The 24,038-nt window shown below is 38.1% G+C and carries 27 protein-coding genes and 1 pseudogene; 17 read left to right on the plus strand and 11 right to left on the minus strand.

Annotated elements, in window-relative coordinates:
* The first annotated feature begins 46 nt into the window (after positions 1-46).
* From BG04_RS14345 to BG04_RS14355, 3 genes are all read left to right on the plus strand, one after another.
* A complete protein-coding gene (locus BG04_RS14345; RefSeq protein WP_034654503.1) occupies positions 47-1,660 on the plus strand; it encodes a long-chain fatty acid--CoA ligase in 1,614 nt (537 codons plus the stop codon).
* A 5-nt stretch (positions 1,661-1,665) separates the two neighbouring features.
* Positions 1,666-2,469, plus strand: coding sequence for an enoyl-CoA hydratase (locus tag BG04_RS14350; RefSeq protein WP_034654500.1), 804 nt, complete (start codon positions 1,666-1,668; stop codon positions 2,467-2,469).
* 112 nt (positions 2,470-2,581) lie between these two features.
* Positions 2,582-2,854 carry an HU family DNA-binding protein gene (locus tag BG04_RS14355; protein ID WP_013055305.1) on the plus strand — a complete coding sequence of 91 codons (273 nt, stop codon included), beginning with the start codon at positions 2,582-2,584 and terminating at the stop codon, positions 2,852-2,854.
* Positions 2,855-2,894: 40 nt separating this feature from the next.
* Here BG04_RS14355 and BG04_RS14360 read toward each other — a convergent pair whose 3' ends face one another.
* Complete coding sequence (locus BG04_RS14360; RefSeq protein ID WP_013055306.1) at positions 2,895-3,080, minus strand: YhzD family protein; 186 nt, start codon at positions 3,078-3,080, stop codon at positions 2,895-2,897.
* A gap of 141 nt (positions 3,081-3,221) precedes the next feature.
* Here BG04_RS14360 and BG04_RS14365 point away from each other — a divergent pair, with 141 nt between their 5' ends.
* The 4 genes from BG04_RS14365 to BG04_RS14380 all read left to right on the plus strand — a co-directional run bounded on the left by BG04_RS14365 (position 3,222) and on the right by BG04_RS14380 (position 7,051).
* Positions 3,222-4,121: an ABC transporter ATP-binding protein gene (locus BG04_RS14365; protein ID WP_034654497.1), complete on the plus strand. Its 900-nt coding sequence runs from the start codon at positions 3,222-3,224 to the stop codon at positions 4,119-4,121.
* Positions 4,114-5,367, plus strand: a complete 1,254-nt coding sequence (locus BG04_RS14370; RefSeq protein WP_034654494.1) for an ABC transporter permease — start codon at positions 4,114-4,116, stop codon at positions 5,365-5,367. Before BG04_RS14365 ends, BG04_RS14370 begins: the two co-directional genes overlap by 8 nt.
* Before the next feature lie 494 nt (positions 5,368-5,861).
* Positions 5,862-6,803 carry a 3'-5' exoribonuclease YhaM gene (gene yhaM / locus BG04_RS14375; protein ID WP_013055309.1) on the plus strand — a complete coding sequence of 314 codons (942 nt, stop codon included), beginning with the start codon at positions 5,862-5,864 and terminating at the stop codon, positions 6,801-6,803.
* A gap of 65 nt (positions 6,804-6,868) precedes the next feature.
* The gene (locus BG04_RS14380; protein ID WP_013055310.1) at positions 6,869-7,051 is read left to right on the plus strand and encodes a sporulation YhaL family protein; all 183 of its coding nucleotides are present in this window, start codon (positions 6,869-6,871) and stop codon (positions 7,049-7,051) included.
* 42 nt (positions 7,052-7,093) lie between these two features.
* On the opposite strand, the gene BG04_RS14385 is transcribed toward BG04_RS14380, so the two are convergent.
* Complete coding sequence (locus tag BG04_RS14385; RefSeq protein ID WP_016762972.1) at positions 7,094-8,017, minus strand: peptidylprolyl isomerase; 924 nt, start codon at positions 8,015-8,017, stop codon at positions 7,094-7,096.
* A 307-nt stretch (positions 8,018-8,324) separates the two neighbouring features.
* On the opposite strand from BG04_RS14385, the gene BG04_RS29735 reads away from it, so the two are divergent.
* Positions 8,325-8,414, plus strand: a complete 90-nt coding sequence (locus BG04_RS29735) for a YjcZ family sporulation protein (RefSeq protein WP_016762973.1) — start codon at positions 8,325-8,327, stop codon at positions 8,412-8,414.
* 36 nt (positions 8,415-8,450) lie between these two features.
* Complete coding sequence (locus BG04_RS29740) at positions 8,451-8,546, plus strand: YjcZ family sporulation protein (protein WP_016762974.1); 96 nt, start codon at positions 8,451-8,453, stop codon at positions 8,544-8,546.
* A gap of 35 nt (positions 8,547-8,581) precedes the next feature.
* On the opposite strand, the gene BG04_RS14390 is transcribed toward BG04_RS29740, so the two are convergent.
* Positions 8,582-8,761 carry a hypothetical protein gene (locus tag BG04_RS14390; RefSeq protein ID WP_034654491.1) on the minus strand — a complete coding sequence of 60 codons (180 nt, stop codon included), beginning with the start codon at positions 8,759-8,761 and terminating at the stop codon, positions 8,582-8,584.
* A 476-nt stretch (positions 8,762-9,237) separates the two neighbouring features.
* Here BG04_RS14390 and BG04_RS14395 point away from each other — a divergent pair, with 476 nt between their 5' ends.
* Positions 9,238-9,582 carry a DUF1878 family protein gene (locus tag BG04_RS14395; RefSeq protein ID WP_013081673.1) on the plus strand — a complete coding sequence of 115 codons (345 nt, stop codon included), beginning with the start codon at positions 9,238-9,240 and terminating at the stop codon, positions 9,580-9,582.
* Positions 9,583-9,585: 3 nt separating this feature from the next.
* Here the strand turns inward: BG04_RS14395 and BG04_RS14400 are convergent.
* Together BG04_RS14400 and BG04_RS14405 are read right to left on the minus strand one after the other, a co-directional pair.
* Positions 9,586-10,182, minus strand: a pseudogene (locus BG04_RS14400) (HTH-type transcriptional regulator Hpr).
* 113 nt (positions 10,183-10,295) lie between these two features.
* Positions 10,296-10,691 (minus strand): YtxH domain-containing protein, encoded by a 396-nt coding sequence (locus BG04_RS14405; protein WP_013055314.1) that lies wholly within the window; start codon positions 10,689-10,691, stop codon positions 10,296-10,298.
* 124 nt (positions 10,692-10,815) lie between these two features.
* Here BG04_RS14405 and yhzF point away from each other — a divergent pair, with 124 nt between their 5' ends.
* Positions 10,816-10,983, plus strand: a complete 168-nt coding sequence (gene yhzF, locus BG04_RS31905) for a membrane protein YhzF (protein WP_482082703.1) — start codon at positions 10,816-10,818, stop codon at positions 10,981-10,983.
* Between the two features lie 257 nt (positions 10,984-11,240).
* Here yhzF and BG04_RS14410 read toward each other — a convergent pair whose 3' ends face one another.
* Together BG04_RS14410 and serC are read right to left on the minus strand one after the other, a co-directional pair.
* Complete coding sequence (locus BG04_RS14410) at positions 11,241-11,771, minus strand: tryptophan transporter (RefSeq protein WP_034654488.1); 531 nt, start codon at positions 11,769-11,771, stop codon at positions 11,241-11,243.
* A gap of 124 nt (positions 11,772-11,895) precedes the next feature.
* Positions 11,896-12,993, minus strand: coding sequence for a 3-phosphoserine/phosphohydroxythreonine transaminase (gene serC, locus BG04_RS14415; RefSeq protein WP_034654485.1), 1,098 nt, complete (start codon positions 12,991-12,993; stop codon positions 11,896-11,898).
* Positions 12,994-13,245: 252 nt separating this feature from the next.
* Between serC and BG04_RS14420 the strand changes: the two genes are divergently transcribed.
* From BG04_RS14420 to BG04_RS14430, 3 genes are all read left to right on the plus strand, one after another.
* Complete coding sequence (locus BG04_RS14420; RefSeq protein ID WP_025752934.1) at positions 13,246-13,800, plus strand: PadR family transcriptional regulator; 555 nt, start codon at positions 13,246-13,248, stop codon at positions 13,798-13,800.
* A 17-nt stretch (positions 13,801-13,817) separates the two neighbouring features.
* Complete coding sequence (locus BG04_RS14425; RefSeq protein ID WP_013081678.1) at positions 13,818-14,261, plus strand: GNAT family N-acetyltransferase; 444 nt, start codon at positions 13,818-13,820, stop codon at positions 14,259-14,261.
* Positions 14,262-14,564: 303 nt separating this feature from the next.
* Positions 14,565-16,460, plus strand: a complete 1,896-nt coding sequence (locus BG04_RS14430) for an acyltransferase family protein (protein ID WP_034654482.1) — start codon at positions 14,565-14,567, stop codon at positions 16,458-16,460.
* A gap of 102 nt (positions 16,461-16,562) precedes the next feature.
* On the opposite strand, the gene BG04_RS14435 is transcribed toward BG04_RS14430, so the two are convergent.
* Positions 16,563-16,997 carry an HIT family protein gene (locus tag BG04_RS14435; protein WP_013081680.1) on the minus strand — a complete coding sequence of 145 codons (435 nt, stop codon included), beginning with the start codon at positions 16,995-16,997 and terminating at the stop codon, positions 16,563-16,565.
* 690 nt (positions 16,998-17,687) lie between these two features.
* Between BG04_RS14435 and BG04_RS14440 the strand changes: the two genes are divergently transcribed.
* Positions 17,688-18,431, plus strand: coding sequence for an ABC transporter ATP-binding protein (locus BG04_RS14440; RefSeq protein WP_013055321.1), 744 nt, complete (start codon positions 17,688-17,690; stop codon positions 18,429-18,431).
* Positions 18,424-19,629, plus strand: a complete 1,206-nt coding sequence (locus BG04_RS14445; RefSeq protein WP_034654479.1) for an ABC transporter permease — start codon at positions 18,424-18,426, stop codon at positions 19,627-19,629. Before BG04_RS14440 ends, BG04_RS14445 begins: the two co-directional genes overlap by 8 nt.
* A gap of 37 nt (positions 19,630-19,666) precedes the next feature.
* On the opposite strand, the gene BG04_RS14450 is transcribed toward BG04_RS14445, so the two are convergent.
* Together BG04_RS14450 and BG04_RS14455 are read right to left on the minus strand one after the other, a co-directional pair.
* A complete protein-coding gene (locus BG04_RS14450; protein ID WP_013055323.1) occupies positions 19,667-20,386 on the minus strand; it encodes an EcsC family protein in 720 nt (239 codons plus the stop codon).
* A gap of 113 nt (positions 20,387-20,499) precedes the next feature.
* Positions 20,500-21,708: a M20 family metallopeptidase gene (locus BG04_RS14455; protein ID WP_016762982.1), complete on the minus strand. Its 1,209-nt coding sequence runs from the start codon at positions 21,706-21,708 to the stop codon at positions 20,500-20,502.
* A gap of 224 nt (positions 21,709-21,932) precedes the next feature.
* Here BG04_RS14455 and BG04_RS14460 point away from each other — a divergent pair, with 224 nt between their 5' ends.
* Positions 21,933-22,598 (plus strand): phosphatase PAP2 family protein, encoded by a 666-nt coding sequence (locus BG04_RS14460; protein ID WP_034654476.1) that lies wholly within the window; start codon positions 21,933-21,935, stop codon positions 22,596-22,598.
* A gap of 47 nt (positions 22,599-22,645) precedes the next feature.
* Here the strand turns inward: BG04_RS14460 and BG04_RS14465 are convergent, their stop codons facing one another.
* The gene (locus tag BG04_RS14465) at positions 22,646-24,034 is read right to left on the minus strand and encodes a hypothetical protein (protein ID WP_034654473.1); all 1,389 of its coding nucleotides are present in this window, start codon (positions 24,032-24,034) and stop codon (positions 22,646-22,648) included.
* Between the last annotated feature and the right edge of the window lie 4 nt (positions 24,035-24,038).

The following is a 24,038-nucleotide window of genomic DNA, read 5'->3' on the forward strand; positions in this document are numbered from 1 at the left end:
AAAGTTGTAAGCGTTTTCTTATTATGGCGATGCGAGGTGCCGCTTAATGATGAATGTACAGTTAACCGTACCATCTATGATGGAAAGAGCTGAAAAGCTGTTTAGTAAAAAAGAAGTGGTTTCTAAATCTTCAAAAGGAATTCAGCGTTTAACTTATAATCAGTTAATAAAACGGACTCGGCAGCTCTCTAGTATGCTAGAACGAATTGGAGTGAATCGAGGAGAAAGAGTCGGGACGTTTGCATGGAATCATCATAGACATCTAGAAGCTTATTTTGCCGTGCCTGGAATAGGTGCTGTTCTTCACACCATCAATATCCGGTTAGATCCTGAGCAAATTGTATACATCATTAACCATGCACGCGATAAAGTCATTTTATTTGATGAATGTTTTTTACCTTTATTTGAAAGCATTCATCACAAGCTTCCACATGTTGAAGCCTATATCATTATGTCAGATGAAAATAAGCTGCCAAAAACAGACTTGCCAGTTTATCATTACGAAAATTGGATTAAGCAAGGGGATGCATCGCATTCTTTTGTTCAAGATTTAAACGAAGAAGAACCAGCAGGTCTTTGTTATACCTCTGCTACTACAGGCGAGCCAAAGGGCGTTGTATATTCTCATCGCGCTATTTATCTGCACTGTATGGCGCTAGGGCTTGCTGATAGTGCTGGATTATCAGAAGCTGATACCGCTATGCCTATCGTTCCAATGTTTCACGTGAACGCATGGGGAATTCCTTTTGCTGCCGTTTGGTTTGGAACAAAGCTCGTGCTGCCGGGTGCTTTTTGTACTTCAGAGACGATTGCTTTTTTGATTGAAGAAGAGAAAGTAACTCTGGCTGCAGCAGTACCTACCGTTTGGTTAAACTTTTTACAAGAGATAGAAACCAGGCCTTACGCAGTCGATAGTTTGCGAGCTATTTTATGTGGCGGATCAGCGGCCCCAAAAAGCGTCATTCGAGAATTTCAGGAAAAATATCAAATTGAATTTATGCATGCATACGGAATGACGGAAACAAGCCCTGTGGTGACCGTCTCCCGCTTAAAAAGCTATCAGTACAGCGAAGACTTTGAGTATCAGCTCAACGTAAAAGCGAAGCAAGGTTTCTTAGTTCCTGGCGTTGAAATGAAAGTAATAGGTCAAAATGGAGAAATTGCTTGGGATGGAGTCGAAATGGGTGAGCTATTACTAAAGGGCCCATGGGTAGCTTCTGAATATTACAAGGATAAAAGAACAGAAGATACGTTTAAAGACGGCTGGCTGTACACCGGAGATATTGTGACGGTTGACGAAGAGGGAACGATCAAAATCGTAGACCGAACAAAAGATTTAATTAAAAGCGGAGGAGAATGGATTTCATCGGTTGATCTAGAAAACGCGCTTATTGCCCATGAAGCTGTTTTCGAAGCCTGTGTAATAGCAGTCCCTCATAAGGTGTGGCAAGAGCGTCCGGTGGCTTGTGTCATGTTAAAAGATGCATACAAAGGCATCGTTTCGTCAGAAGAGCTGCTCGAATTTTTAGCGCCGCAGTTCGCAAAATGGTGGCTTCCAGATGACATTTTATTTATGGATGAGATCCCGAAGACAACGGTAGGAAAGTTCTTAAAACGTACGCTTCGTGAACAAGTCCTCAATCATTATCAGAAAGGGTGAGTAAGATGACCGTCGAATTAAAAGTAGTAGAACTAGTTTTGCAAGAGCGTATCGCCACAATTTCGTTTAACAGGCCGGATGCGTTAAATGCATTAAACGAAGAAGTGCTAGAGCAGTTTATTCAATGTTTAAAAGTTGTCGAAGAAAGTGAAGCGGACTTTTTAATAGTAAAAGGAAACGGAAAAGTATTTTCAGCAGGCGGAGATATTAATATGATGATGTCACCTTCACAATCAGAACGTTTTGAGCAGGTAATGGATTTGATTAATGAAGCCGTGCTGACTTTATATAGCCTCCCTCAAATGACAATAAGTGTACTGCACGGTGCGGCAGCAGGGCTAGGACTGAGCATCGCACTTGCTTCTGATTATATTATTGCAGAAAGACACACAAAAATTGCGATGAACTTTATCGGTATTGCTCTAATTCCAGACGGAGGCGGTCACTTTTTACTAGAAAAGCGCATCGGTGCTCATCGTGCAAAACAGCTAATTTGGGAAGGAAAGACATTAAAAGCAGAGGAAGCTCATCAATTTGGCATAATTGATGAAATAAAAGAAGGAGATTTGGCGAAGCATGTAGAAGATTATCTCTCATATTGGCTAAAAAAACCTTCACGTGCTTTGAAGGAAACAAAGCGAATTTATGTGGAGACATCTGTTTCACAATTAAAGCAAGTGCTTGCGCTTGAGAAAAGAAGTCAGTTTGCTATGAGCCAAAGTCCGGATCATAAGGAAGGTGTACGTGCGTTTCTAGAAAAGCGAGCGCCTGTTTTTAATCAAAGTGAAAAAGATATTTCCGAAAATTAAGTGAACTAGTTTAAAAGCCAATATTTTTGTCTATCATATTGATAGAGCATGTTTAAAAGTTGCAAAACAGTGGTAACACAAGATAATGTAGAAACTAATGAGGTGATTGGAAATGAACAAAACAGATTTAGTAAACGCAGTGGCAACAAAATCAGAGTTAACAAAAGCAGATGCATCTAAAGCAGTTGATGCATTACTAGAAACAATTTCATCGACGCTAGGTGAAGGTGAAAAAATTCAGTTAATCGGCTTCGGTACATTTGAAGTACGCGAGCGTGCTGCTCGTACAGGCCGTAACCCTCAAACGGGTGAAGAAATGCAAATTCCAGCATCAAAAGTACCGGCATTTAAAGCTGGTAAAGAACTAAAAGAAGCTGTAAAGTAATATAAAACGCCGGAAAGCTAAAACTTTCCGGCGTTTTGTATTAACGATGAAACAATACAAGTTTTCCGCTAGAGCTAACGCATCGATGCGTTTTTTCTAAATAGGAAAGCTCTTCTAACTTCTTGGTGCCGATAGTCTTTGCTTCTGTCTCAGAAGCTGCTTCAAAACTTTCATCTATTAATTTTTCCCCCGTCTTTTCAAAAGCGGTTAATGTGTAAGTACTCATAAAATCTACTCTCCTCTTATAGTATAATTGTAAGCGTATTCAACATATTTCTCGTCCTATTCCCCTAAATCCTGCTAAGGTTTACAGATATCATTTTTTTCCATACAATAAACATAGGTTTATTTACAAAGGAGGAATTAAATGTCTCTTTCTATCCGTGAAGTTTCAAAAAGGTACGGTGAATTTACAGCTGTAAACGAGCTATCCCTGCAAATTCCAAAAGGCGAAGTGTTCGGTTTTTTAGGTGCAAACGGTGCTGGCAAAACGACGACGTTTCGAATGATTTTAGGGCTCATTGAACCAACCTCAGGTCATATCCAATGGAATGATAAATCTTTAACTTACAGTAGAAGTCATCTAGTTGGCTACCTTCCAGAAGAAAGGGGACTGTATCCGAAATTAAAAGTCAAAGATCAGCTTGTATATCTTAGACGGTTGCGCGGAATGAAAAAAGCGAACGTGCTGCAAGAAATGGAGCATTGGTTATCTAGATTCAATATTCCCCAATATGCTTCCAAAAAAGTAGAAGAGCTATCCAAAGGAAATCAGCAAAAAATTCAATTTATTGCCTCTGTTATTCATCGACCCGAGCTGCTTATTTTAGACGAACCTTTTAGCGGCTTAGATCCTGTAAACGTAGAGGTATTAAAAGAAGCGGTGCTTGATTTGAAAAAACGCGGAACGACGATTGTTTTTTCAAGTCATCGAATGGAACATGTGGAAGAACTTTGTGAATATTTATGTATTATGCATCATGGCACGCCTGTAGTGTATGGAAGGCTGCCCGAGATCAAACGTTCATTTGGAAAGAAAAACGTCATTGTACATGGAAAAGGTCCGTTTGAGAGAATTACAGAGCTTGAAGGCGTTGTAAAGGTAAAAAAAACGGCTGAGGGCATGATTGTTCAAATTCAACATGAATCCGTATCACAACTCATTTTTCAAGAACTTAAATACTTTTCATTTGTATCTAAATTCGCAGTGGAAGAGCCTTCATTAAATGATATTTTCATTGAAAAGGTAGGTGCTTCCTATGAATAAATTTTGGGTCATTGTCTTTCATACATATCTTAATAAATTAAAAACAAAATCTTTTATTATTACGACGATTATTACTGCTCTTATTCTAGTTGCTCTTACAAATATGGAGAAAATTATCGACGTTTTTAATTCAGACGATAATGGAACAAATGTGGGTGTCATCTATGAAGTTGAAAGCGTATATACGTTGTTCAAACAAAATGTAAATGCCATGGATAAAGACATTCATTTAAAAGAATTTACGTCTGAGTCTAAGGCAAAACAAGCGGTAAAAAACGGGGAGCTCGATAGCTATTTACTTTTATCTTTAAACGATAAGCAGCTGCCTCAAGCTGTGTACAAAGCTAACTCTTTGGCCGAATCAAACCTTTCTTCTACCTTAGAACAGGCGGTACAGCAAACAAAAGTGGCTATGGCTACAGTGAAAATCGGGTTAGAAGAAAAGCAAATTGATCAGCTTTACAGCCCTGTTTCATTTAAAAAGAAAGCGTTAGTTGAAAATGCCAAAACAGAACAAGAGCTAAATCAAGCAAGAGGTCTTGTGTATGTACTGCTGTTTGTTATTTATTTTGCTGTTATCATGTATGGGAGCATGATCGCAATGGAAGTAGCTACTGAAAAATCATCCCGCGTTATGGAGATCCTTGTATCGAGCGTATCACCTATTACACAAATGTTTGCTAAAATCATTGGAATTGCACTGCTCAGCTTAACACAGCTTGCAGTGATACTGAGCGTGGGTTACACATCGTTAAAAGCCAGTGTGGAAACAAATCATAGCGGTATCTTTTCTTATCTCGGATTTAATGATGTTCCGCTGACTACATTCGTGTATGCATTTGTCTTCTTCATATTGGGGTACTTCCTTTTTGCTACGCTCGCGGCTTTTTTAGGTTCTCTTGTGAGCCGTATTGAAGATGTACAGCAAATGATTACGCCTATGACTCTTGTGATTGTGGCTGCTTTTTTAATTGCTATGTTTGGACTTGGTGATCCTGAAACCACAATCATTACGGTCACATCTTTTATCCCATTTTTTGCTCCGATGATTATGTTTTTGCGTGTAGGTATGTTAAATGTTCCTGTGTGGGAAGTGAGTGTATCGATAGGGATTTTAGTTGTGACGATTACTGCTTTAGCTATATTTGGTGCCCGTGTGTATAAAGGAGGAGTCCTTATGTATGGGCAATCTACCTCTTTTAAAGATATTAAAAAGGCGCTGCAGCTAACGAAAAAAGAAACATAAAGAAGTGAGAGGCTGAGATAAAAGTAGTTTAGTTGAAGGAAGTTCCGAACGAACAACCTAGATTCTTGAGGGAGAATCCAACTCGTTCGGATTTTTTTATTGCTATAGTGACCATAGTTTTCATATATATGTGGCTGCTTCTAGCTGTGTATTGGAGAGCAAGACGAAGACTCCTGCGGGAAAAGCGGAATAGGTGAGACCCCGCAGGAGCGGAAGGGACGATGAGGCTCAGCGCCCGCTCGCGGAAAGCGAAGTCTTGCACGGAAATCAACAGCGGTGTCTCAAGCAGTTCAGCGCCTTTATCCAATTTGTTCGTCTTTAGATTGCATTGATTTTGTTATGTCGCAATCTCATCTTTTATGAAAAAGCGTCTACCCGTGCATTCAGTGGCAAGCGATGGTAAAATGAAATGTAAAGAGCTGTAAATAAGCGGAAGAAGCGATAAGAGCTTCGTTATCAAATACATAGAATGAAGTGGTAAGGAGGAAAAGATCATGACAAAAGGAATTGCTCAATACGAAGTAGGAGAGCAAGTTGATCTTTATTTTTTAATTAAATCCTCAACGAGAGGAATTGCAAGCAATGGAAAGCCATTTTTAACGGTAATCCTGCAAGATAAAACAGGTGATATTGAAGCCAAGCTGTGGGATGCTTCCCCAGATGACGAGGAAAATTATGCTGCTCAAAAGATTGTGCGAGCTGCTGGAGAAGTAATGAATTACCGGGGACGCAACCAGCTGAAAATACGCAACATTCGTCCTGCACAGCCCCAAGACGGAGTGCGCACATCTGACTTTTTAGAAGTGGCGCCTTTATCTCAAGAAGAAATGGTCGAACATATTACAAAGAGTATATTTGAAATGAAAAATTCGAATGTCCAGCGCATTACTCGCCATTTGTTTAAAAAATATCAAACGGAATTTCTAGAATATCCGGCAGCAACTAAAAATCACCATGAGTTTGTATCGGGACTTGCTTACCATGTGGTGTCTATGTTAAAGCTGGCTGAGTCATTTTCAACCCTTTATCCAAGCTTAAACCGCGATTTGCTTTATGCTGGAGTTATTCTTCATGACCTTGGCAAAGTATTTGAACTTTCAGGTCCTGTTTCGACGATATACACAGTCGAAGGGAACCTGCTTGGCCATATTTCAATTATGGTGAATGAAATTGGAAAAGCGGCAGAAGAATTAGCGATTGAAGGAGAAGAGGTTATGCTTCTTCAGCATCTTGTATTATCGCACCACGGTAAGGAAGAGTGGGGAAGTCCGAAAAAGCCGTTAATTAAAGAGGCTGAGATGCTTCATTTGATTGACAATGTAGACGCTAAAATGAATATGCTGGACCGAGCATTAACAAAAGTGAAGCCCGGTGAGTTTACAGAGCGTATTTTTGCACTTGATAATCGCTCATTTTATAAACCAACGATTGATTAAAAAGGTATAAGTCTTTCTTCCTTCGCATATAGTGGTTGTAAATAACTGTGATGGGGGATCAATATATGGTGACACTACCAATTTGGATTTATTTAGTTGTAGCAGGCATTTTCTTTAGTGGATTTATGGCGATTCGTGCTGCACAACATGATAAGCAAGTGGATGATTCGTTTATTGAAAAAGAGGGACAAGTCTTCATCGAAAGAATGCAAGTGGAAAAAGAAAGACGCAACAGCGATTCCATCTGATTATATAAAAGAGCCTGTCACATGAGTGACAGGCTCTTAGCATTACTGCTGAGGAGTTTCTACGCCAGATTGACTATCTGTCGCACCTTCTTCGAAAATTGGTTTTACATCCTTATCTTTTGGTTTCACTTTTGCTTTATCAAGCTCTTTTTGAATCTTCTTGTTCGCTTCTGCTTGATCTACTTTTGAACGTTTGATTTGCTGCTCAAGTTCGGGTTTCTTTTTCTCAAACGATTCTACTTTCTTTTTATCCACTAGTTTGATGATATGGTAGCCGTACTCTGTTTTGATTGGTTTACTTACTTCACCTTTTTTCAGCTTGTAAGCCGCTTCTTCAAATTCTTTAACCATTTGGCCTTCACCGAAGTAGCCTAAATCGCCGCCGTTAGCTGCAGACTGCTGATCCGTTGAATATTCTTTTGCTAGACTAGCAAAGTCCTCGCCTTTTTTGATTTTCGCTTCTACTTCGTTTGCTGTTTTTTCGTCTTTTACTAAAATATGACTTGCGCGAATTTGAGGTTTTTGAGCTTTATATTCATCATAAGCTTTTTTCAGCTCTTTGTCCGATACCTTAATGCCTGCCGTAGCAGCTTTTTCACGGAGAATATCAACTTTTAGCATATCTTTGACTTCTTTTTCGCCTTTTTGCTTAATAACTGAATCCACCTGATCACCGTATTGTTCTCTTAGAATGTTCAGCTGCTGATCAAGCTCTTTATCCGTTACTTTATATTTTTTACTCAATACTTTTTCTTCGGTAACGCTTCGTACGAGTGTATTAAATTGGTCTTGTCCGATTGTATCTTTCATTTGCTTATACAAATCACCTTGAGTGATATTGCCTGCTTTTGTTTCTACAATTACTTTTGAAGAATCGTTTGCATTTGAAGCATCATTTCCCCCACTGCATGCTGATAAAGCAACGAGGCTGGCTGCCGTTGTTAGTGCAACTAAGCTTTTTTTCATACGTAAACACTCCTACTCATCATTTTTACTTATGTAGCTTGACTCAAGATTTACTATATCACATTTCCTGATGTTAGCAAATGAAGTTAAAACCACGTAAATTTACATTTATTTTCCACTAAGCATGGAGTGATTATACGCTTATGATGGCTTTTTTATAAAGCGTTTTCAAAATGATGGACAAACTCACAGAGTAATCTCCAAACGAGAAGCAAGAGAAATAAATTATGGAGTTTGGGCTAAAAGCCTAGACGTTTTTTGAGCTGATGCATAAGATGCAGTATTAGTAAACAAAGGGGGTGCTCAAATGAGCGGAGGCGGATATGGAGGCGGTTTTGCACTATTAGTTGTACTGTTTATCTTATTAGTCATTGTTGGTTGTGCATGTTACCACTAGGAAACAGATGAATATAAAAGGAAAGGGGTGATAGATATGGGTTCTTACGGATGCGGATACGGCAGTGGATTTGCGCTATTAGTCGTATTATTCATCTTATTAGTTATCATCGGAGCTAGCTGTTTTTGCTAAGCCTATAAAAAAGCGGTGAGACATCTCACCGTTTTTTATGTAAATGATACTTCAATATAAGATGAAACTAATAAAATGGTAATTAATACATTAATCGTACGAAAAACTTTAGGCTGTTTTTCAGCTGGAACTTCTTTTTGAATACACAATGTATTTGTTAGTGCATTGATGTAGAATAAAATGAATAGCGCAAATACAATAAAGAATATGTACATAAAAATCCCCCTAACAAAATCAGTGTGACGAAGACAAAAAGTCTTATAGTCATTTATATAGTACAGCTTTGTATGAATTTACAAATATCTATATTAACATTACCAAAAAAGCGGTAAAATAGATAGTTATATATACAGTTGAGCAAAGAATTTCAAAAGGTATTTACACAGAAATGCGGTTTTTATTTTATAAAGGGTAGTTAAGAAGTTGAGAACTAGGTTTTAAACGAAATAGCAAAGTGAATGGATAAGAAATGAGTAACAATTACCCATTGTGCCAAAGGAATGTTAAAAAGGACAGAGGGATTTATATTAATATATGCAGTGAGCACATAATCAGTATATGAAAATCTTTATACGGTGCTACTTAAACAGGAAATGTGAATGACGCAGAAAGAATTATTTGGAAGAACATGAATGAATCATGTACAATATGGAGTAGAGGTATATGAACGTTGAAGGAGTAGGGGAAGCGGATGGAAACTTTAGAATCTCGAGTATCACGTTTAGAATATTACATAAAACTGTTATCTGGGACATCTGAACAAGAAGCTAAACCATTTATTGATTTAGTGGTAAGAAATCAGCTTACAAAGAAGGAAGTAGAGGAAATTTTAATTCTGTGTGAAGATACAAAAAACGAATATATTGAGCAAAAAGCGGAAGGTCTAACAGACTTTGTTCCGCTTCTTACACAATTTGTTGGCATGCTGAATTATAAATTAACTCCCAGAGAGACGGTCGAATCGCTTCGTTATCAACCTTCTTATCAAGATGTGATGAATGAATTTTTTGAAATTATTCAATGGATAAGGGACTAACCATTAAGAGTTTGAAATAGTCTCGTGGTGGTTCTCTTTATCTTTCTTGACAAGCTTGCCATCTTCTTCAGTGAATTCTTCTTCGATATGATGGAAAGATCGCTCGAAGATATCCATAAAATCTTCACCGTAAATTTTGCGGATGACGGTCATTAGTTCCATAAACTCAGGGAATTTGCCGTATAAGTCGCGCAACGGAAGTGCGCCGCTGAACACTGAATTATTAGAAGGTTCGTAATGTTCCATTAAATCTAATAAAATGGCCTCGCCTTTATCTGTCAGCTGAATGTACGTATTTCGCTTGTCGCTTTCTTTTTTAGAAAACTCAAGCAAACCTCGTTCTTCTAGTTTTTTGGAGAAGTTAAATGCAGTAGAAACGTGCATAACTCCAAATTTGGCAATTTCGGAAATGGAAGCCCCGTTTAAATGATATGAAATCCATAAAATATGATGCTCGTTAATATTAAGGTCATAAGGCTTAATCCATTGCTGCCAATCCTTCTCTACGGTTTTCCAAAGGGCTTTACTTAATTAGGCAATGCGTTGGCTAAATAGAAGTGCTTCTTTCAAACTGTAATCTTGATCACTAGTCTTTTTCATCTTCTCCCACCTACTTAGTCTCTTTTTTTATTTATCTTCTATTATGCCAATAAAATAAAAAATTATAAAGATGTAAATTTACAAAATTTTAAAAAATTAAAAAAGAAGGCGTTTTAACCTTCTTTTTTGTCAATTTTTTCATTGGGATTTTTAGTTGTCTGTACATGTTCCTCTAGGTTTGACAAAGAATTTTGGATTTCTTTCAAATGATGCTGAAGGGATTCCTTATGAGGGACAATTTCTTCTTTAAACTGACCAAGGGTAGTAGAAAGGTCACTTGCGATATTTTTCACTATAGTATTTCCTTCTCTGGCGGTCATTTGTACTTGTTGAGAAACAGCTTTTATTTTTGTTGAGAGCTCTTGTTGTGAAGCGTTAACTCGGTCTTTTCGAGAGCTGACACGCTGTTTAAGTTCTCGTCCTGAATATGGAGTAACAAGAAGCGTTGTAATAGCGGCTACGGTGCTTCCGATTGCTGCTCCAGCTGCTAGTTTTTTCATTCTGCTCATTATTTATTTCCTCCTATGTAGTAAAGTAATTGCTAACACTTCCTTCTGACATAATCATAAAAAAATAGCATAAATTTATACAAAAGAAGGAGGTTATCAACATGGGGTAGCTTTATTCATTCTTTTGATAATTAGCCTGAGTTTTTTTCTGGCTGCCTTTAAATGGTTTAGCCTTACGACTAGAACGGCATCATATCCACCTAAACATGTGCTGAAACAAAAGTCTCTTACATGTGCGACAGTGGCTTTTGCGAGTTTTTTATTGGTGCTTATACTTTATTATGTAACCTAGGATGGAGAACTTAAACCTTTATTACATAGTAAGTCTTCATACCTATTGTATGAGCTGCAAATGAAATTTAAGTGAAAAGCATTCTGTACCATTTCTTTTTAAACAAAAAGTTAAGAGTCGAACTGTAGATTGTCTCTAAAAGATCAGCAACATACTATGAATGAACCGTTTTATCTAAAGGTCCGCCACGCTTTGGCGGGCCTGAGCTTTTGGTGTAAAAAAAGAGCCTGATTCTTAATTAAATCAGGCTCTTGACGTTACGATAATTTTGCTTTGATGCTTGTGCGTTTTAGAACGGATTGAACAATTGGATAAATAACGACCATAACGATTGTGTTCACTACTGTTGCAGGTAATACAACCGCAGTAACAAGCGCCATGACGCTGTTTCCGCCCGGTAAGCCGACGATTAGCGCGGCAGCAGACAAGAATACGGTTCCTGATACGAGTGTGCCAACAGCTGTTAAAGCAGCGGCAACTGGTGTTTTAATGCCTGTTGCTTTTTTCACAAGCATAAATAATGCAAAGAAAACAAATGCTGTAATTGGTTTATCAATCAAGTTTGCAATTTGTCCGCCAGGAAAGCTTGTTGTTAAAGCAGAAATAACCGCTGTGGTTAAGCTAACCAATGCAACATTTTTTATGCTAGGAAACAACAGGATTGCTAAAAACATCATTGTTAACATCATATCTGGCTTCATTCCAAATAAAATAGGAGGTACCACCGTGTGGAGAACCGCTCCAATTCCGACTAATAACGCTAAAGAAACTAAAACCTTTGTATTCATTTCTCATCTCTCCTCTTCTAAGCTAAGCTCGAAATATACCAATAGTGCGTCTATGCCCATTGCATATATTTACATACTGATTATAACATATTTATGTGAAAAAAGGATCAGTTAATTCTGCCAATTATGCGTTTGCTTGTGCAAATTCATCCATAAAGGCGGCAAGAGCTTCACACGCTTCAAGCGGTACAGCATTGTAAATAGAAGCGCGGCATCCGCCGATTGAACGGTGTCCAGCTAATCCTACGAAGCCTTTTTCTTTTGCTTGCTGTAAAAACACAGCCGTTAACTCATCGGTCGGTAAAGTAAACGTTACGTTCATAATTGATCGGCTTTCCTCTGTAGCGTGAGGGGTATAGAAACCATTTGAACGTTCCATGCTTGTGTAGAGTAACTTAGCTTTTTTATGATTTTGGGCTTCAATTGCTTTAACGCCACCTTGTTCTTTAATCCAATCTAAAACAAGTGAAAGCATGTAAATGCCAAACGTTGGAGGAGTGTTGTAAAGAGAGTTGCTCTTTACATGTGTCTCATAATTCAGCATTGTTGGTAAACCTTCAGGAATACGTTTAAGTAATTCTTTCTTCAAAATGACAACCGTGACACCAGATGGTCCGAGGTTTTTCTGAGCACCAGCATAAATGAGAGAGAACTTAGATACATCAATTTGACGGCAAAGAATGTCGCTTGACATGTCGGCAATTAAGTCTACTCCTTCGATAGACGGATAGTCAGCCCATTGTGTACCAAAGATGGTATTGTTGGACGTGATATGCAAGTACCCAATCTCTTCTTTTGGAAGCTTTATATCATCTAGAGATGGAATAGAGCGGTAATTTTCTTCTTTAGTAGAAGCAACAACTGCTGTTTTTCCAAGTTTCTTTGCTTCTTTTAATGCTTTTTCCGACCATGCTCCGGTTAGGACATATGCACCGACTTGATCGGGAGCTAAAAAGTTCATTGGAATCATAGAGAATTGCAGGCTTGCTCCGCCCTGCAGGAATAAAATTTCATGTGTATCTGGAATGTTAAGCAATTCCGTGAGTGTTTCTTTAGCATGTGTTAATACATCTTCAAACTCTTTGCTGCGATGTGATAATTCCATCACAGACATACCCGTATTTTTAAAATTAACTAGCTCCTCTTGAGCAAGTTGTAAGACAGGTAGGGGAAGCGCAGACGGACCTGCATTAAAATTATAAGCTCTGTTTAACGTAATCACATTAATTCCTCCTCAAATTAGTTCGAACACTCATCATACAAAATGGCTAATGACTGATGTCAGAAAGAATATCATTATACTATCATGAAAACCATTGATTGTGGAGGTAACTTTTCAAAAATTTAAATTAATCTGTAAAGAGAAAATAATAGAAAAAAGATAAATAAAAGTATACGCAAACATGTTTTGGCAAACATGTAAATGAAATGTTTATATGCTATACTGATGGAAGAAATAATGTGGAGGAACAGAATGAGAGTATTAAAATATGCCATATTAGGGCTCTTAGATCAGAAGGAGCTCAGCGGGTATGACATTACCAGACTTTTTAAAGAAGAGGTCGGTAATTTTTGGAGTGCTAAGCACAGCCAGATTTATCCCGAGTTAAAGCGATTAACAGAAGAGGGTTTTATTCGCTATGAAACCGTGATTCAAGGCAAGAAATTAGAAAAAAAGATGTATTCGATAACGGAAGAAGGAAGAGCCGAGTTAAGCAAGTGGCTCACTACAATTGATCCTATTCCTGAAACAACTAAAGATGAATTTATGTTAAAAGCTTATTTTGCTTCATCCATGTCAATAGAAGAGTTAAAGCAACAAATAGATAATCAGCTATCAAGCAGGAAAGTGAAGCTAACTTTTTTAAAGAAACGAATGGATGACCTTTTGGAACAAGTTAATCATCACATTACCGTTTCGTCTCCTCAATTTGGTCATTATTTGGTGCTATCTCGCGCTCAAGACCGGGAGACAAGCTATATCAATTGGCTTGAACGCACGCTGAATTTAATTGAAAAAGAACAATAAGAAAAGGTGAGCGGATCATGACTTGGTGCATAAAATCATTTCAAGAGCTGACAAACGATGAGCTTTATGAAATTCTACAGGTTCGCACCGCTATTTTTGTTGTTGAACAGAAGTGTGCTTACTTAGAAGTAGATGGAAAAGACAAACTTGCTTATCACTTGTTCAAAAAAGAGAATGAGAAAATTATCGCATACCTTAGAGTTTTACCAAAAGGAATTAGCTACCAGGAAGCTTCTCTTGGGCGCATTATTGTAAAACAAGCACAGCGCGGTACGGGTCTCGGAAGAGAACTAGTAGCAAGAGGAATTGATTTTTTAGAGAATGAGTTGCACGAGAAGACAATTAAAATTCAAGCTCAAAGCAGACTTCAAACATTTTATGAATCGTTTGGTTTTAGACCTGTTTCCGATATTTATTCAGATGAAGGGCTTCCCCACGTAGATATGCTAAAGACACCTTAGAAACTTCACCAATTGTGTGAAGTTTTTCTATTTCTGAAACGGGTAAGGTGAAAGAAAGATGTTAGGCTTTAGTACTGCGCAGATAGAATCGATATGACTACTACTAAATTAGTAATTTATGAATAAGATAGATAATGAATTTGTTTCTTTTTGCTTATTCTTTGATTTTAAGTAAGTGATATATTGAAGAAAGTAATAATATTGTATATAATGATTTTTGTAACAAAAATGTAACAATTACGTAATATTCTTAATATTGGTTCAGAAAGAAATTTGTTGTACATATTGCTTGGAGGCATTTTTATGAGTGCAAAGGAAAAGAAAAATAGGTATATATATAGTTTGGATGGACTTCGAGCTTTCGCTGTTATGTCTGTCATTGCATATCACTTAGGATTTGGATGGGCATCTGGAGGGTTTTTAGGAGTTGATGTTTTCTTTGTATTATCAGGGTATTTAATTACCTCGATTTTACTGGTGCAATCTTGGGAAAATCCTTTGAAAAATTTGAAGCATTTTTGGATTAGCCGAACGAGAAGACTTCTTCCAGCTGTGTATGTGATGGTAGTATTAACTGCAGCTTGGGTTATTTTATTTAACCGGCCGTTGTTAACAACGCTACGAGGCGATGCATTATCGTCTATTTTTTATATGAGTAACTGGTGGTTTATTTTTCATAAAGTTTCATATTTTGATAGTTTTGGGTCACCGTCACCATTAAAGAACTTATGGTCACTGGCTATTGAAGAGCAGTTTTATATTGTGTGGCCACTTGTTTTATTATTGGGTTTAAAATTTATCAAAAAGAAAGGAATTCTTTCTCTATTCATTTTAGCTGGAGTAATGGCCTCAGCTATTCTAATGTCTTTTTTATATGAGCCAGGAGGAGATCCTAGCCGCATTTATTATGGAACCGACACTCGGCTATTTGCCCTTTTAATCGGCTGTTTACTTGCATTTGCCTGGCCGATGTATCGTTTATCATCGAAAAATCTTCCAGCCGTAGGCAAGCAAGTATTAAACGCGGTAAGTATGGTGAGTTTCTTTGTATTTATTCTCTGCGTATGGAGCGTTGATGAGTATACTCATGCATCTTTTCTTTATCAAGGTGGAATGCTGCTGATTTGTTTAAACGCTGCTGTACTGGTTGCAACGATTAGTCATCCTAGTAGTTTTTTAGGAAAAGCTCTGTCGTTTAAACCGCTTCGCTGGCTTGGTACTAGATCATATGGCATCTATTTGTGGCATTATCCGGTTATTGTTCTTACAACACCTGTATCCGAGATTGGCCGCCCGGTCTATTGGCATGCGCTGCTACAAGTAGGCCTTACATTTATCATTGCTGAACTTTCTTACCGTTACATTGAAGTGCCTATCCGCACACGCGGCTTTCGCTATTATTTCAGGCACTACCATCCGAGAGAGCTTTTTAAATGGCGTAATCTCTCTCGTTCGAGACAAGCGGTTTTGGGCAGTCTCATTTTCTTTTTGGCGCTGTTTACAGCAGATATGACAAGCTTTGCTATTAGTACGCAGCAAAAGGATGAAACGAAAGCGAAAGAGACAGAGGTTAAAATTCAAACGAATCATAAAGAAAATGCTTCAACTTCTGTCAAAGACAAGAACAAAGCGGCTGATAAAAAAGCAGAGAACGCGGAAAAGAGTTCCGGGGAAGAAAAATCTGATGCCAAAGAAAAACAGCAGCCGAATTCTTACAGAGATGTTCTTGCGATTGGAGACTCGGTCATGCTGGATATTGCTCCTAATCTTAAAGAGATGCCGCTTAGTATTACGATTGACGGAAAAGTAGGAAGGCAGCTCAATGAAGCACTGCAGCTAACTCCTAGCTATCAAGCATTTAATAATCCGAACAGCGCAGTGATTATTGAGTTAGGAACAAATGGCTATTTTACAAATGAAGAACTGGAACAACTGTTAAAAGCTTTTTCACACGCGGACGTTTACTTAGTGAATACGCGCGTTCCTCGTTCCTGGGAAAGCACCGTGAACAAGAATTTGAAAGCTGCTTCTGAAAAGTTTGATCATGTCACGCTCGTAGATTGGCACTCAGAGGCTTCTAAGCACCCTGAATACTTTACATCAGATGGTGTCCACTTGGTACCTGAAGGATCAAGAGCATTAACAAAATTGATTGAAGAACGTATGAATTTAGAAGTTAAGGCGGAAAGTCGTTCATAATAAGTGAAAAGCCGCACGATATTTTATATCACAAACTGATTAAACATGTGTTAAATGAATAGTTAAAACAAAAAAAGCTTACATGTGTAAGCTTTTTTTGTTTTAAGAAAGGTGAGAAGAAATATTGCCAGCGATTTCTTGAAGTTTTTCAGGCGTGTATTCGCTTGTATGCTCTTTCCATACAGCACCGAATCCATCGCCTTCCCCATAGCGAGGAATAATGTGCATATGATAATGAAACACGGATTGACCAGCTTTTTCACCATTATTATTTAAGATGTTTAAGCCGATTGGGCTGTATGTTTCTTTAATTGCATTTGCGATTTGAGGAACTACTTCAAACAAATTGCGCGCAATTTCCGGCGTTAGTTCGTGAATGTCTTTTTTATGTACTTTTGGAATCACCAGCGTATGCCCTTTTGTTACTTGACTAATGTCTAAAAAAGCTAATACATGTTCATTTTCAAATACTTTTGCACCTGGGATTTCACCGCGAGTAATTTTGCAAAAAATACAGTTTTCATCATGTGTGCTCATTATATTCACCTTCCGTTACCAATATAAATGTATGGGTATACATGTATGTTTATTTTACCACAAAGTAGAAATGCAATCAGCAGGCAAGAAATAGCTGCTGGCATTTTATACACAAAAACGGGATGCAAACGATTATGCATCCCGTCATGTGAAGAAGGAAAAAATAGCTTTTAATGCAGCATATGATCTTTAAGGAACACCTCATTTACGTAATTGCATTGCCTAATGAAACAGTAACTTGAAAAAGTATATTCTCTTTAACAAACACCTCATTTAAGCATTGAGCTAAAAAATATACAATGTGAACGAAATCGTTCTTGGTCTTTGACAAACACCTCATCTACACAGTAATAAATGAACATTATTGTCTACCCATTATATATATTCTTACTACGTTCATGACTACCATCCCCTTATGAATCAAACATACATCGATTTACAATAAGGTTTTCTGAAATATGCCTGCTGTAGACACCTCATCCCAAATGTAAGAAGCTTTGTAATGATTAGTTGTAATCAATAACTTGTTTTCCTTCTTCCCTATATAGAATGTCCCGATATTTCGATTATATTCTGGAAAAATTAACCGAAAAAAATTGAAAACAATGTGAGGAAGAAAAAGATTTGGTACAATAGAGCAAATAGCGCTTGCGCTTGGAGACAAAAAAGAACAAATAAAAGGAGATCGTGATGGGTTCTTTATTGCAAATTAACAATATTACAGGGGGATATACAAAAACTCCCGTCTTAAAAGATGTATCGTTTGATGTAAATGCAGGTGAATTAGTCGGGTTAATCGGGTTAAACGGAGCCGGCAAAAGTACAACGATTAAACATATCATTGGATTAATGGAAGCAAAAAAAGGAAGTGTATCCATTAATAATAAAACCTTTCAACAAGATCCGACAGGTTATCGAAGTCAGTTTACGTTTATTCCAGAAACTCCTGTGCTATACGATGAATTAACATTAAAAGAACATTTAGATATGACAGCTATGGCTTATGGACTTGAGCCTCAAACATATGAAGCCCGTCTGCAGCCGCTTTTAAAAGAGTTTCGTTTAGACCGGAAGTTAAAATGGTTCCCTGCGCATTTTTCAAAAGGAATGAAGCAGAAGGTTATGATTATGTGCGCTTTTTTGGTTCAGCCGTCTCTTTATATTATTGATGAACCTTTTTTAGGTTTAGATCCGCTGGGTATTCAATCTTTACTTGATTTGATGACGGATATGAAAAAGCAAGGTGCAGGCATTTTAATGTCCACACACATTTTGGCGACCGCGGAACGCTACTGCGATAAATTTGTTATTCTACATAACGGAGAAGTAAGAGCGCAAGGAACGCTTAAAGACCTTCAAGAAGAATTTCAGATGCGCAATGCTACTCTTGATGAAATTTATATTGAATTAACAAAGGAAGAAGGCTATGAGTAAGATTGATGCATTATGGAAGCAACGGTTTCAGCAGTATTTAGTGGATGTAAGAAGATATACAAAATATATCTTAAATGACCACATTAAATTAGTGTTAATTTTTGCGATTGGCGGTTTGGCCTACTATTATCAACAGTGGTTGAGTACATTAACACCTGCGTTTCCTTCGGCTGTAGTGATTGCGATACTTATGGGATTGATTTTAACCATGGGTCAAATTCAAACGTTTTTAAAACGACCTGATTTAGTCTTTTTACTCCCTTTAGAGACGAAGCTGCAGCCTTATTTTAAAAAATCTTTTTGGTTTACCTTTACGATTCAGCTTTATATTTTATTATTTACAACTGGTGCAGCAGCACCTCTTCACGTAAAGGTAATGCATGATTCTTACTCAAACGTTTTTGTGTTTTTTCTGCTATTACTCATCTTGAAAGTTGTAAACTTAGGCATGTCTTGGTGGGCTGTATGGTTTGAAGAAAAGTGGGCGAAGTGGACAGATTATATCGTCAGGTTTTTCTTGAACGCAGTTTTTACGTACTTCTTATTTTCCCATGCATACGTATTGTTTACAGGAGTCGTAGCGGTGATTATGATTGCGCTAGCTATTTATTATCGCTCCCTTACAAAAAGAAAGCCGATCAAATGGGAAAAGCTAATTGACTTAGAAGAAAAGCGTATGGGCTATTTTTATCGATTAGCTAATTTATTTACGGACGTTCCTCAGGTGAAAGAGCGAATCAAACGCCGTAGATATTTAGATTGGCTAGTAGCACGTATTCCATTTCATCAAAGTGCCACTTACCATTACTTATACACCAGAACATTTTTACGATCAGGAGATTATTTAAGTTTGCTCGTTCGCTTAACTGTCATTGGCGGATTTTTAATTGTAGCTGCGCCGTTTCAATACGGCAATATAGTGGTTGTTTTATTTGTTATATACATGACGGGTTTTCAATTACTCCCGCTTTGGAAGCAGCACAAACAGATTTTATGGCTTTCTCTTTATCCAGTTGAAGCTAAAGAACGGAAAAAGGCATTTTTGGACGTATGGAAAAAAGCGCTGTATGTACAAATTCTTGTGCTCGCCATAGCGGTGGCTTTTTCTAATATAGTTGCTGCACTGCTTTCTGTGGCAGCAGGTGCTGTATTTATTCACTTATTTGTACATGCATATGTAAATAAAAAATTAACGTAAAAAAAAGCTCCGAAAGGAGCTTTTTTACGTTTTTAGACTACTTTGGAGACGAAGATAATATACGGAAGCGATAGACGTTCATTGCTACTTTTGTGAGATGGTCAAGAAGCTGATAATTAGCATATGCACCTATAACAGCTCCAATTCCCGGCATAAGTTGAAACATTTTCACGACATCAATGTAATCACGGTATTCTTGTTGAAAAGCTTTCCAATCAAGCTCAAGAAGTTCCTCTTTCTTTTCTTCCCAGTTTTCTACTACTTCGAGCAGCTTCGTTCTATGGTCGTCGCTGCAAAAGGCAAGATGAAAAATATACAGCATATAAATGCGTTCTTCTTTTTCTTTTACATCAAAACCATATGTAGCGGCAATGTCAAATAAGCACTTCATTTTTATGGAAAGAAGAAGCGGGAAATCTGCTGCACCTAAAAGGATACCGCCTGCACCAGTACCAGCTCCTTCTACAGCAGCTGTTTTTTTGTACTTAGGTATGAGTTCCAAAATTCTTTTCTCTTTTTCTTCAAACGAAAGACCGCTGACATCTCTTTTTTTAGTGGTGAAATCGGATCCAACAAGCGTGGTTTCAACCATTTTTTTTATGCTTTCAGTCATAATCTTATGGACTTTAGCAGGGATTTTTTCATTTATTTTAAGCTGTAAAGATTTTGCGGTCCGTTGAAATTTAGAAGGTCGTTTCAACATGCTGAATTTCCAATGTTCAGCTTCTTGTAACACTTTTTCTTCATACGTATTCAAAAAAATCACCTCATTTCAGTCGATATAAATACTACGTTTTAAGTGTGGAAAAGGTTCCTGAAATAAAACAACAAGCACTCGTCTGCTTATCTGTACGAATGCTTGCTGAATGATTAATTCGCTTTTATTACGTTTTTAGAAGGAGCTTGTTCTCTTAAATACTCAACAGCAGCCGTACCAAGCGTTTTAGCTGCGATAAGCATTGCTTTTTCGTTAAAATCAAATTTAGGATGATGATGAGGATACGGAGCATCTACACCTTCTGGCTGAGCTCCTGTAAAAAAGAACGTTCCTTTAATATGCTGCAAATAATAAGAGAAATCTTCCCCAGTCATGTGAGGCTCCGTTTCTTCGACTGTATGAACTTCATCGATTTGAGAAGCAGCAGAAGCAAGAAAGGCCGTTTCTTCCGGGTGGTTGACGACGGAAGGATAGCCGCGCGTATAACTCAGTTCATAAGAAGCATCAGCTGTTAAGCATGTACCTTGGACAATTCGTTCGATTTCTTTTTCGACATCATTTCGTACATCTTCATTAAATGTTCTTACCGTTCCAATTAGTCGAGCAGAATCAGCAATAATATTAAATGCATTTTCTGCTACAAAAGAACCTATGCTCACAACCGCTGAATCAATTGGGTTTACACGTCTGCTTACAATTTGCTGTAAATTAACAACAAGCTGAGAGGCGATGACGATTGAATCTTTTGTTTTGTGAGGCTGTGCACCGTGGCCGCCTGCTCCTTTGATCGTAATTTCAAAGCGATCAGCAGCAGCCATGATAGGGCCCGTTCGATATTGAACGACACCAGTTGGAGTTAATGACCATAAATGCGTTCCAAATATCGCGTCTACACCGTCTAAGCATCCGTCTTCAATCATGGACTTGGCGCCTCCGGGTGCGTACTCTTCAGCGTGCTGATGAATGAAGACGATTTTACCAGGGAGAGAATCTCTTATTTCAAAAAGCGCTTTAGCAAGGACTAAAAGAGTAGCCGTATGACCATCGTGGCCACATGCATGCATTACACCCGGAACAGTTGATTGATATGGTACATCTTTTTCATCTTGAATAGGCAGGGCATCAAAGTCGGCTCTCAAAGCTACAGTAGGACCGGGGTTTCCTCCTTGAATGCTTGCTACAATGCCGTTTCCTCCTACATTTGCTCGGTAAGAAATACCGATTTTATCATAAAAAGATCGAATGTAGGCAGCGGTTTGAAATTCTTTAAAAGACGGTTCTGGATACTGATGCAAATATCGGCGGATTTGAACCATTTCATCAAATTTTTCTTCAAGTAAAGTATGTAGCTTGGAATTCACGTGACCATATCCTTTCTGTATAGGTTGAATAAAGTTTTGAATTTTTTGACATTTTAATCATTATATCATTATCTATTAAAAAGAAAAGAATGTAAGCGTTGTTATTGAAAAAAGTAATTGAATCATGAAATATTTTATATACATAATAGATACATAAGATGAGGAATAGGGATAAAGAATGAGTTTTTTGCCAATTTTCTCATGAGATAATAGGAGGTAACGATATGGTAGATTCACAAACTGTATCCCTGTACAAAAAATTGATGTGGGTGTTTGGGGGGGCAGGTCTCGTTTTTTTAGGAGTGTTGTTTGTTGTGTCGACAGATTCTTTTCAAGGAGACCACTGGCTTGTTTCAGCTATAGATGACAGCACTGTTCTTCAGTCAGCATCATCTATTTTTCATGGCTTGTCTTTTTTAGCTTCGAAAGTGATGATTATGGTTCTTTTAGCTGTACTTCTCGTTTTTTTATTTTTTAAAAAGGACTATATCGGTATGATATCGGCATTTTTACTTATTTTAAGCGGTGATATTATTAATAAAGCAGTTAAAGATGCGGTAGAACGAGGACGTCCTCTTGAAGGCATCAAAGGCTACAGTTTTCCGAGCGGCCATGCAATGATGGGAATTCTTATTTATGGTCTGATTATCTTTTTTCTCACAAAGCATATGAACAGTCAAAAGGTAGCCAAGCGGTATCAGCTGGCAATTACTTTAATCGTTTTATTAATAGGTGTGAGCCGTATTCTATTAAGAGAACATTTTTTAACAGATGTCTTAGCTGGCTACACCTTAGGGCTTATGTGGCTTATTGTAGGCATTTTCTTCTATACGCTTGTTTATGCGTATGTAAAGCCTTCAGCGGAAAAAGTGTTTCCAAAAGGCATGTAAAAAATATATACATATGGCCCCCTTCATAAAAAGAAGGGGGCTTTTGTTTAAACTAAGAACATCGCGACAGTTGTTGTAACGACTAATCCAATCGCTACAGGTTTTAAATTACGTCTGGCGAGTTCAAACGGACTGACTCCGCAAATCGCAGCAGCTGGAATCAATGCCCATGGAATCAATGTGCCTCCACCAACCCAAATCGCAGCAATTTGCCCTAAAGCAGTTAGGGTGGCAGCGCCCGATCCTAAAGCAGATGCAAATAAATGAGAGACAGAGCCTACAAGTGAAATGCCTGAAAAGCCTGAACCGTCTAATCCGGTAATAGCTCCTAGAGCAGTTATCGTTACAGTGGCGACCTGTGCGGTTAACGGCACAGTGGAAGCAAGCGCAACGCCTAGGTCATTTACAAGTCCATGTGATCCTTTCGGAAGAAAGTCACCAATGATTGTTGTGAATCCAGCATCTCCTAAATAGAAAAAAGCTGCAATGGGAATAACGGGACCGAATACTTTAAAACCAAACTGCAAGCCTTCAATTAAGTAGGAAGTTGTTTGTTCGAGACCTTTTCCTTTGTGAGCAATAAGTGAAACCACCACTAAAATAAATAGGGCTGTGCCACCAACGAGAGCGGTCGCATCTCCTCCCTGTAAATGAAGGGTGAACATTGCCCATACGTCTATAGCGAAGAAAAGGGGAACTATAATGGCTAAAGCCCGGCGTATTGAAGAAGAAAGAGGTGTGGATTGGACAGAAGAACTGTTTGTTAACATTGTCGGTTGAACGTGAATTCTATTGTGCTTCATATCTTGTTTTAAAAAGTAAAAAGCAGAGAGTGTCGTAACAACTCCCATCACGATGACCAGAGGGACACTTGCTTGAACCACCTCGTGAACTGGAAGACCTGCTGCGTCAGCTGTTATCTTAGGAGCAGCTTGAATAACAAAGTCTCCTGAAAGCGCAACGCCGTGGCCGAATAAATTCATCGCTACAGCTACGCCTATAGCTGGAAGCCCTACGCGGATGGCCACTGGTAAAAGCACGGCTCCAAGTAAAGCAACGGCTGGAGAAGGCCAGAAAAAATAGGAGATGGTCATCATAACTAATCCAATAACCCAATAGGCAAGAGCAGGTGTTTTAATGAGGCGAGCAAAAGGTGAAATCATCGATTCATTTATTCCTGTAGCCATTAAGACTTTACTCATAGATACAATAATTGAAATAATTAAAATGGTAGGAAGCAGTTCTGTAATGGCATAAATGAAGCTGGAAAAAACAGCGCTGACGGAGTGGCTTAACGAAGAGGTAGCTGTTAAGGAAAGCAAAAAAATCCCGAGTATACAAAGGATACTCGTATCTCGCCGCATAATCATAAAGCCGATAATGAAGGCGATAAAAAGGACATACATCCAATGAAGAGCTCCAAGCTCTATGCCCATAAAA

The organism is Priestia megaterium NBRC 15308 = ATCC 14581, from assembly GCF_000832985.1.
Lineage (GTDB): Bacteria > Bacillota > Bacilli > Bacillales > Bacillaceae_H > Priestia > Priestia megaterium.

What these genes read in the sequence shown, in the direction of transcription:
- BG04_RS14345 (WP_034654503.1), top strand. Translation starts at nt 47, where the DNA reads ATGATGAATGTACAGTTAACCGTACCATCTATGATGGAAAGAGCTGAA.
- BG04_RS14350 (WP_034654500.1), top strand. Translation starts at nt 1,666, where the DNA reads ATGACCGTCGAATTAAAAGTAGTAGAACTAGTTTTGCAAGAGCGTATC.
- BG04_RS14355 (WP_013055305.1), top strand. Translation starts at nt 2,582, where the DNA reads ATGAACAAAACAGATTTAGTAAACGCAGTGGCAACAAAATCAGAGTTA.
- BG04_RS14360 (WP_013055306.1), bottom strand. Translation starts at nt 3,080, where the DNA reads ATGAGTACTTACACATTAACCGCTTTTGAAAAGACGGGGGAAAAATTA.
- BG04_RS14365 (WP_034654497.1), top strand. Translation starts at nt 3,222, where the DNA reads ATGTCTCTTTCTATCCGTGAAGTTTCAAAAAGGTACGGTGAATTTACA.
- BG04_RS14370 (WP_034654494.1), top strand. Translation starts at nt 4,114, where the DNA reads ATGAATAAATTTTGGGTCATTGTCTTTCATACATATCTTAATAAATTA.
- yhaM (WP_013055309.1), top strand. Translation starts at nt 5,862, where the DNA reads ATGACAAAAGGAATTGCTCAATACGAAGTAGGAGAGCAAGTTGATCTT.
- BG04_RS14380 (WP_013055310.1), top strand. Translation starts at nt 6,869, where the DNA reads ATGGTGACACTACCAATTTGGATTTATTTAGTTGTAGCAGGCATTTTC.
- BG04_RS14385 (WP_016762972.1), bottom strand. Translation starts at nt 8,017, where the DNA reads ATGAAAAAAAGCTTAGTTGCACTAACAACGGCAGCCAGCCTCGTTGCT.
- BG04_RS29735 (WP_016762973.1), top strand. Translation starts at nt 8,325, where the DNA reads ATGAGCGGAGGCGGATATGGAGGCGGTTTTGCACTATTAGTTGTACTG.
- BG04_RS29740 (WP_016762974.1), top strand. Translation starts at nt 8,451, where the DNA reads ATGGGTTCTTACGGATGCGGATACGGCAGTGGATTTGCGCTATTAGTC.
- BG04_RS14390 (WP_034654491.1), bottom strand. Translation starts at nt 8,761, where the DNA reads ATGTACATATTCTTTATTGTATTTGCGCTATTCATTTTATTCTACATC.
- BG04_RS14395 (WP_013081673.1), top strand. Translation starts at nt 9,238, where the DNA reads ATGGAAACTTTAGAATCTCGAGTATCACGTTTAGAATATTACATAAAA.
- BG04_RS14405 (WP_013055314.1), bottom strand. Translation starts at nt 10,691, where the DNA reads ATGAGCAGAATGAAAAAACTAGCAGCTGGAGCAGCAATCGGAAGCACC.
- BG04_RS14410 (WP_034654488.1), bottom strand. Translation starts at nt 11,771, where the DNA reads ATGAATACAAAGGTTTTAGTTTCTTTAGCGTTATTAGTCGGAATTGGA.
- BG04_RS14420 (WP_025752934.1), top strand. Translation starts at nt 13,246, where the DNA reads ATGAGAGTATTAAAATATGCCATATTAGGGCTCTTAGATCAGAAGGAG.
- BG04_RS14425 (WP_013081678.1), top strand. Translation starts at nt 13,818, where the DNA reads ATGACTTGGTGCATAAAATCATTTCAAGAGCTGACAAACGATGAGCTT.
- BG04_RS14430 (WP_034654482.1), top strand. Translation starts at nt 14,565, where the DNA reads ATGAGTGCAAAGGAAAAGAAAAATAGGTATATATATAGTTTGGATGGA.
- BG04_RS14435 (WP_013081680.1), bottom strand. Translation starts at nt 16,997, where the DNA reads ATGAGCACACATGATGAAAACTGTATTTTTTGCAAAATTACTCGCGGT.
- BG04_RS14440 (WP_013055321.1), top strand. Translation starts at nt 17,688, where the DNA reads ATGGGTTCTTTATTGCAAATTAACAATATTACAGGGGGATATACAAAA.
- BG04_RS14445 (WP_034654479.1), top strand. Translation starts at nt 18,424, where the DNA reads ATGAGTAAGATTGATGCATTATGGAAGCAACGGTTTCAGCAGTATTTA.
- BG04_RS14460 (WP_034654476.1), top strand. Translation starts at nt 21,933, where the DNA reads ATGGTAGATTCACAAACTGTATCCCTGTACAAAAAATTGATGTGGGTG.
- BG04_RS14465 (WP_034654473.1), bottom strand. Translation starts at nt 24,034, where the DNA reads ATGGGCATAGAGCTTGGAGCTCTTCATTGGATGTATGTCCTTTTTATC.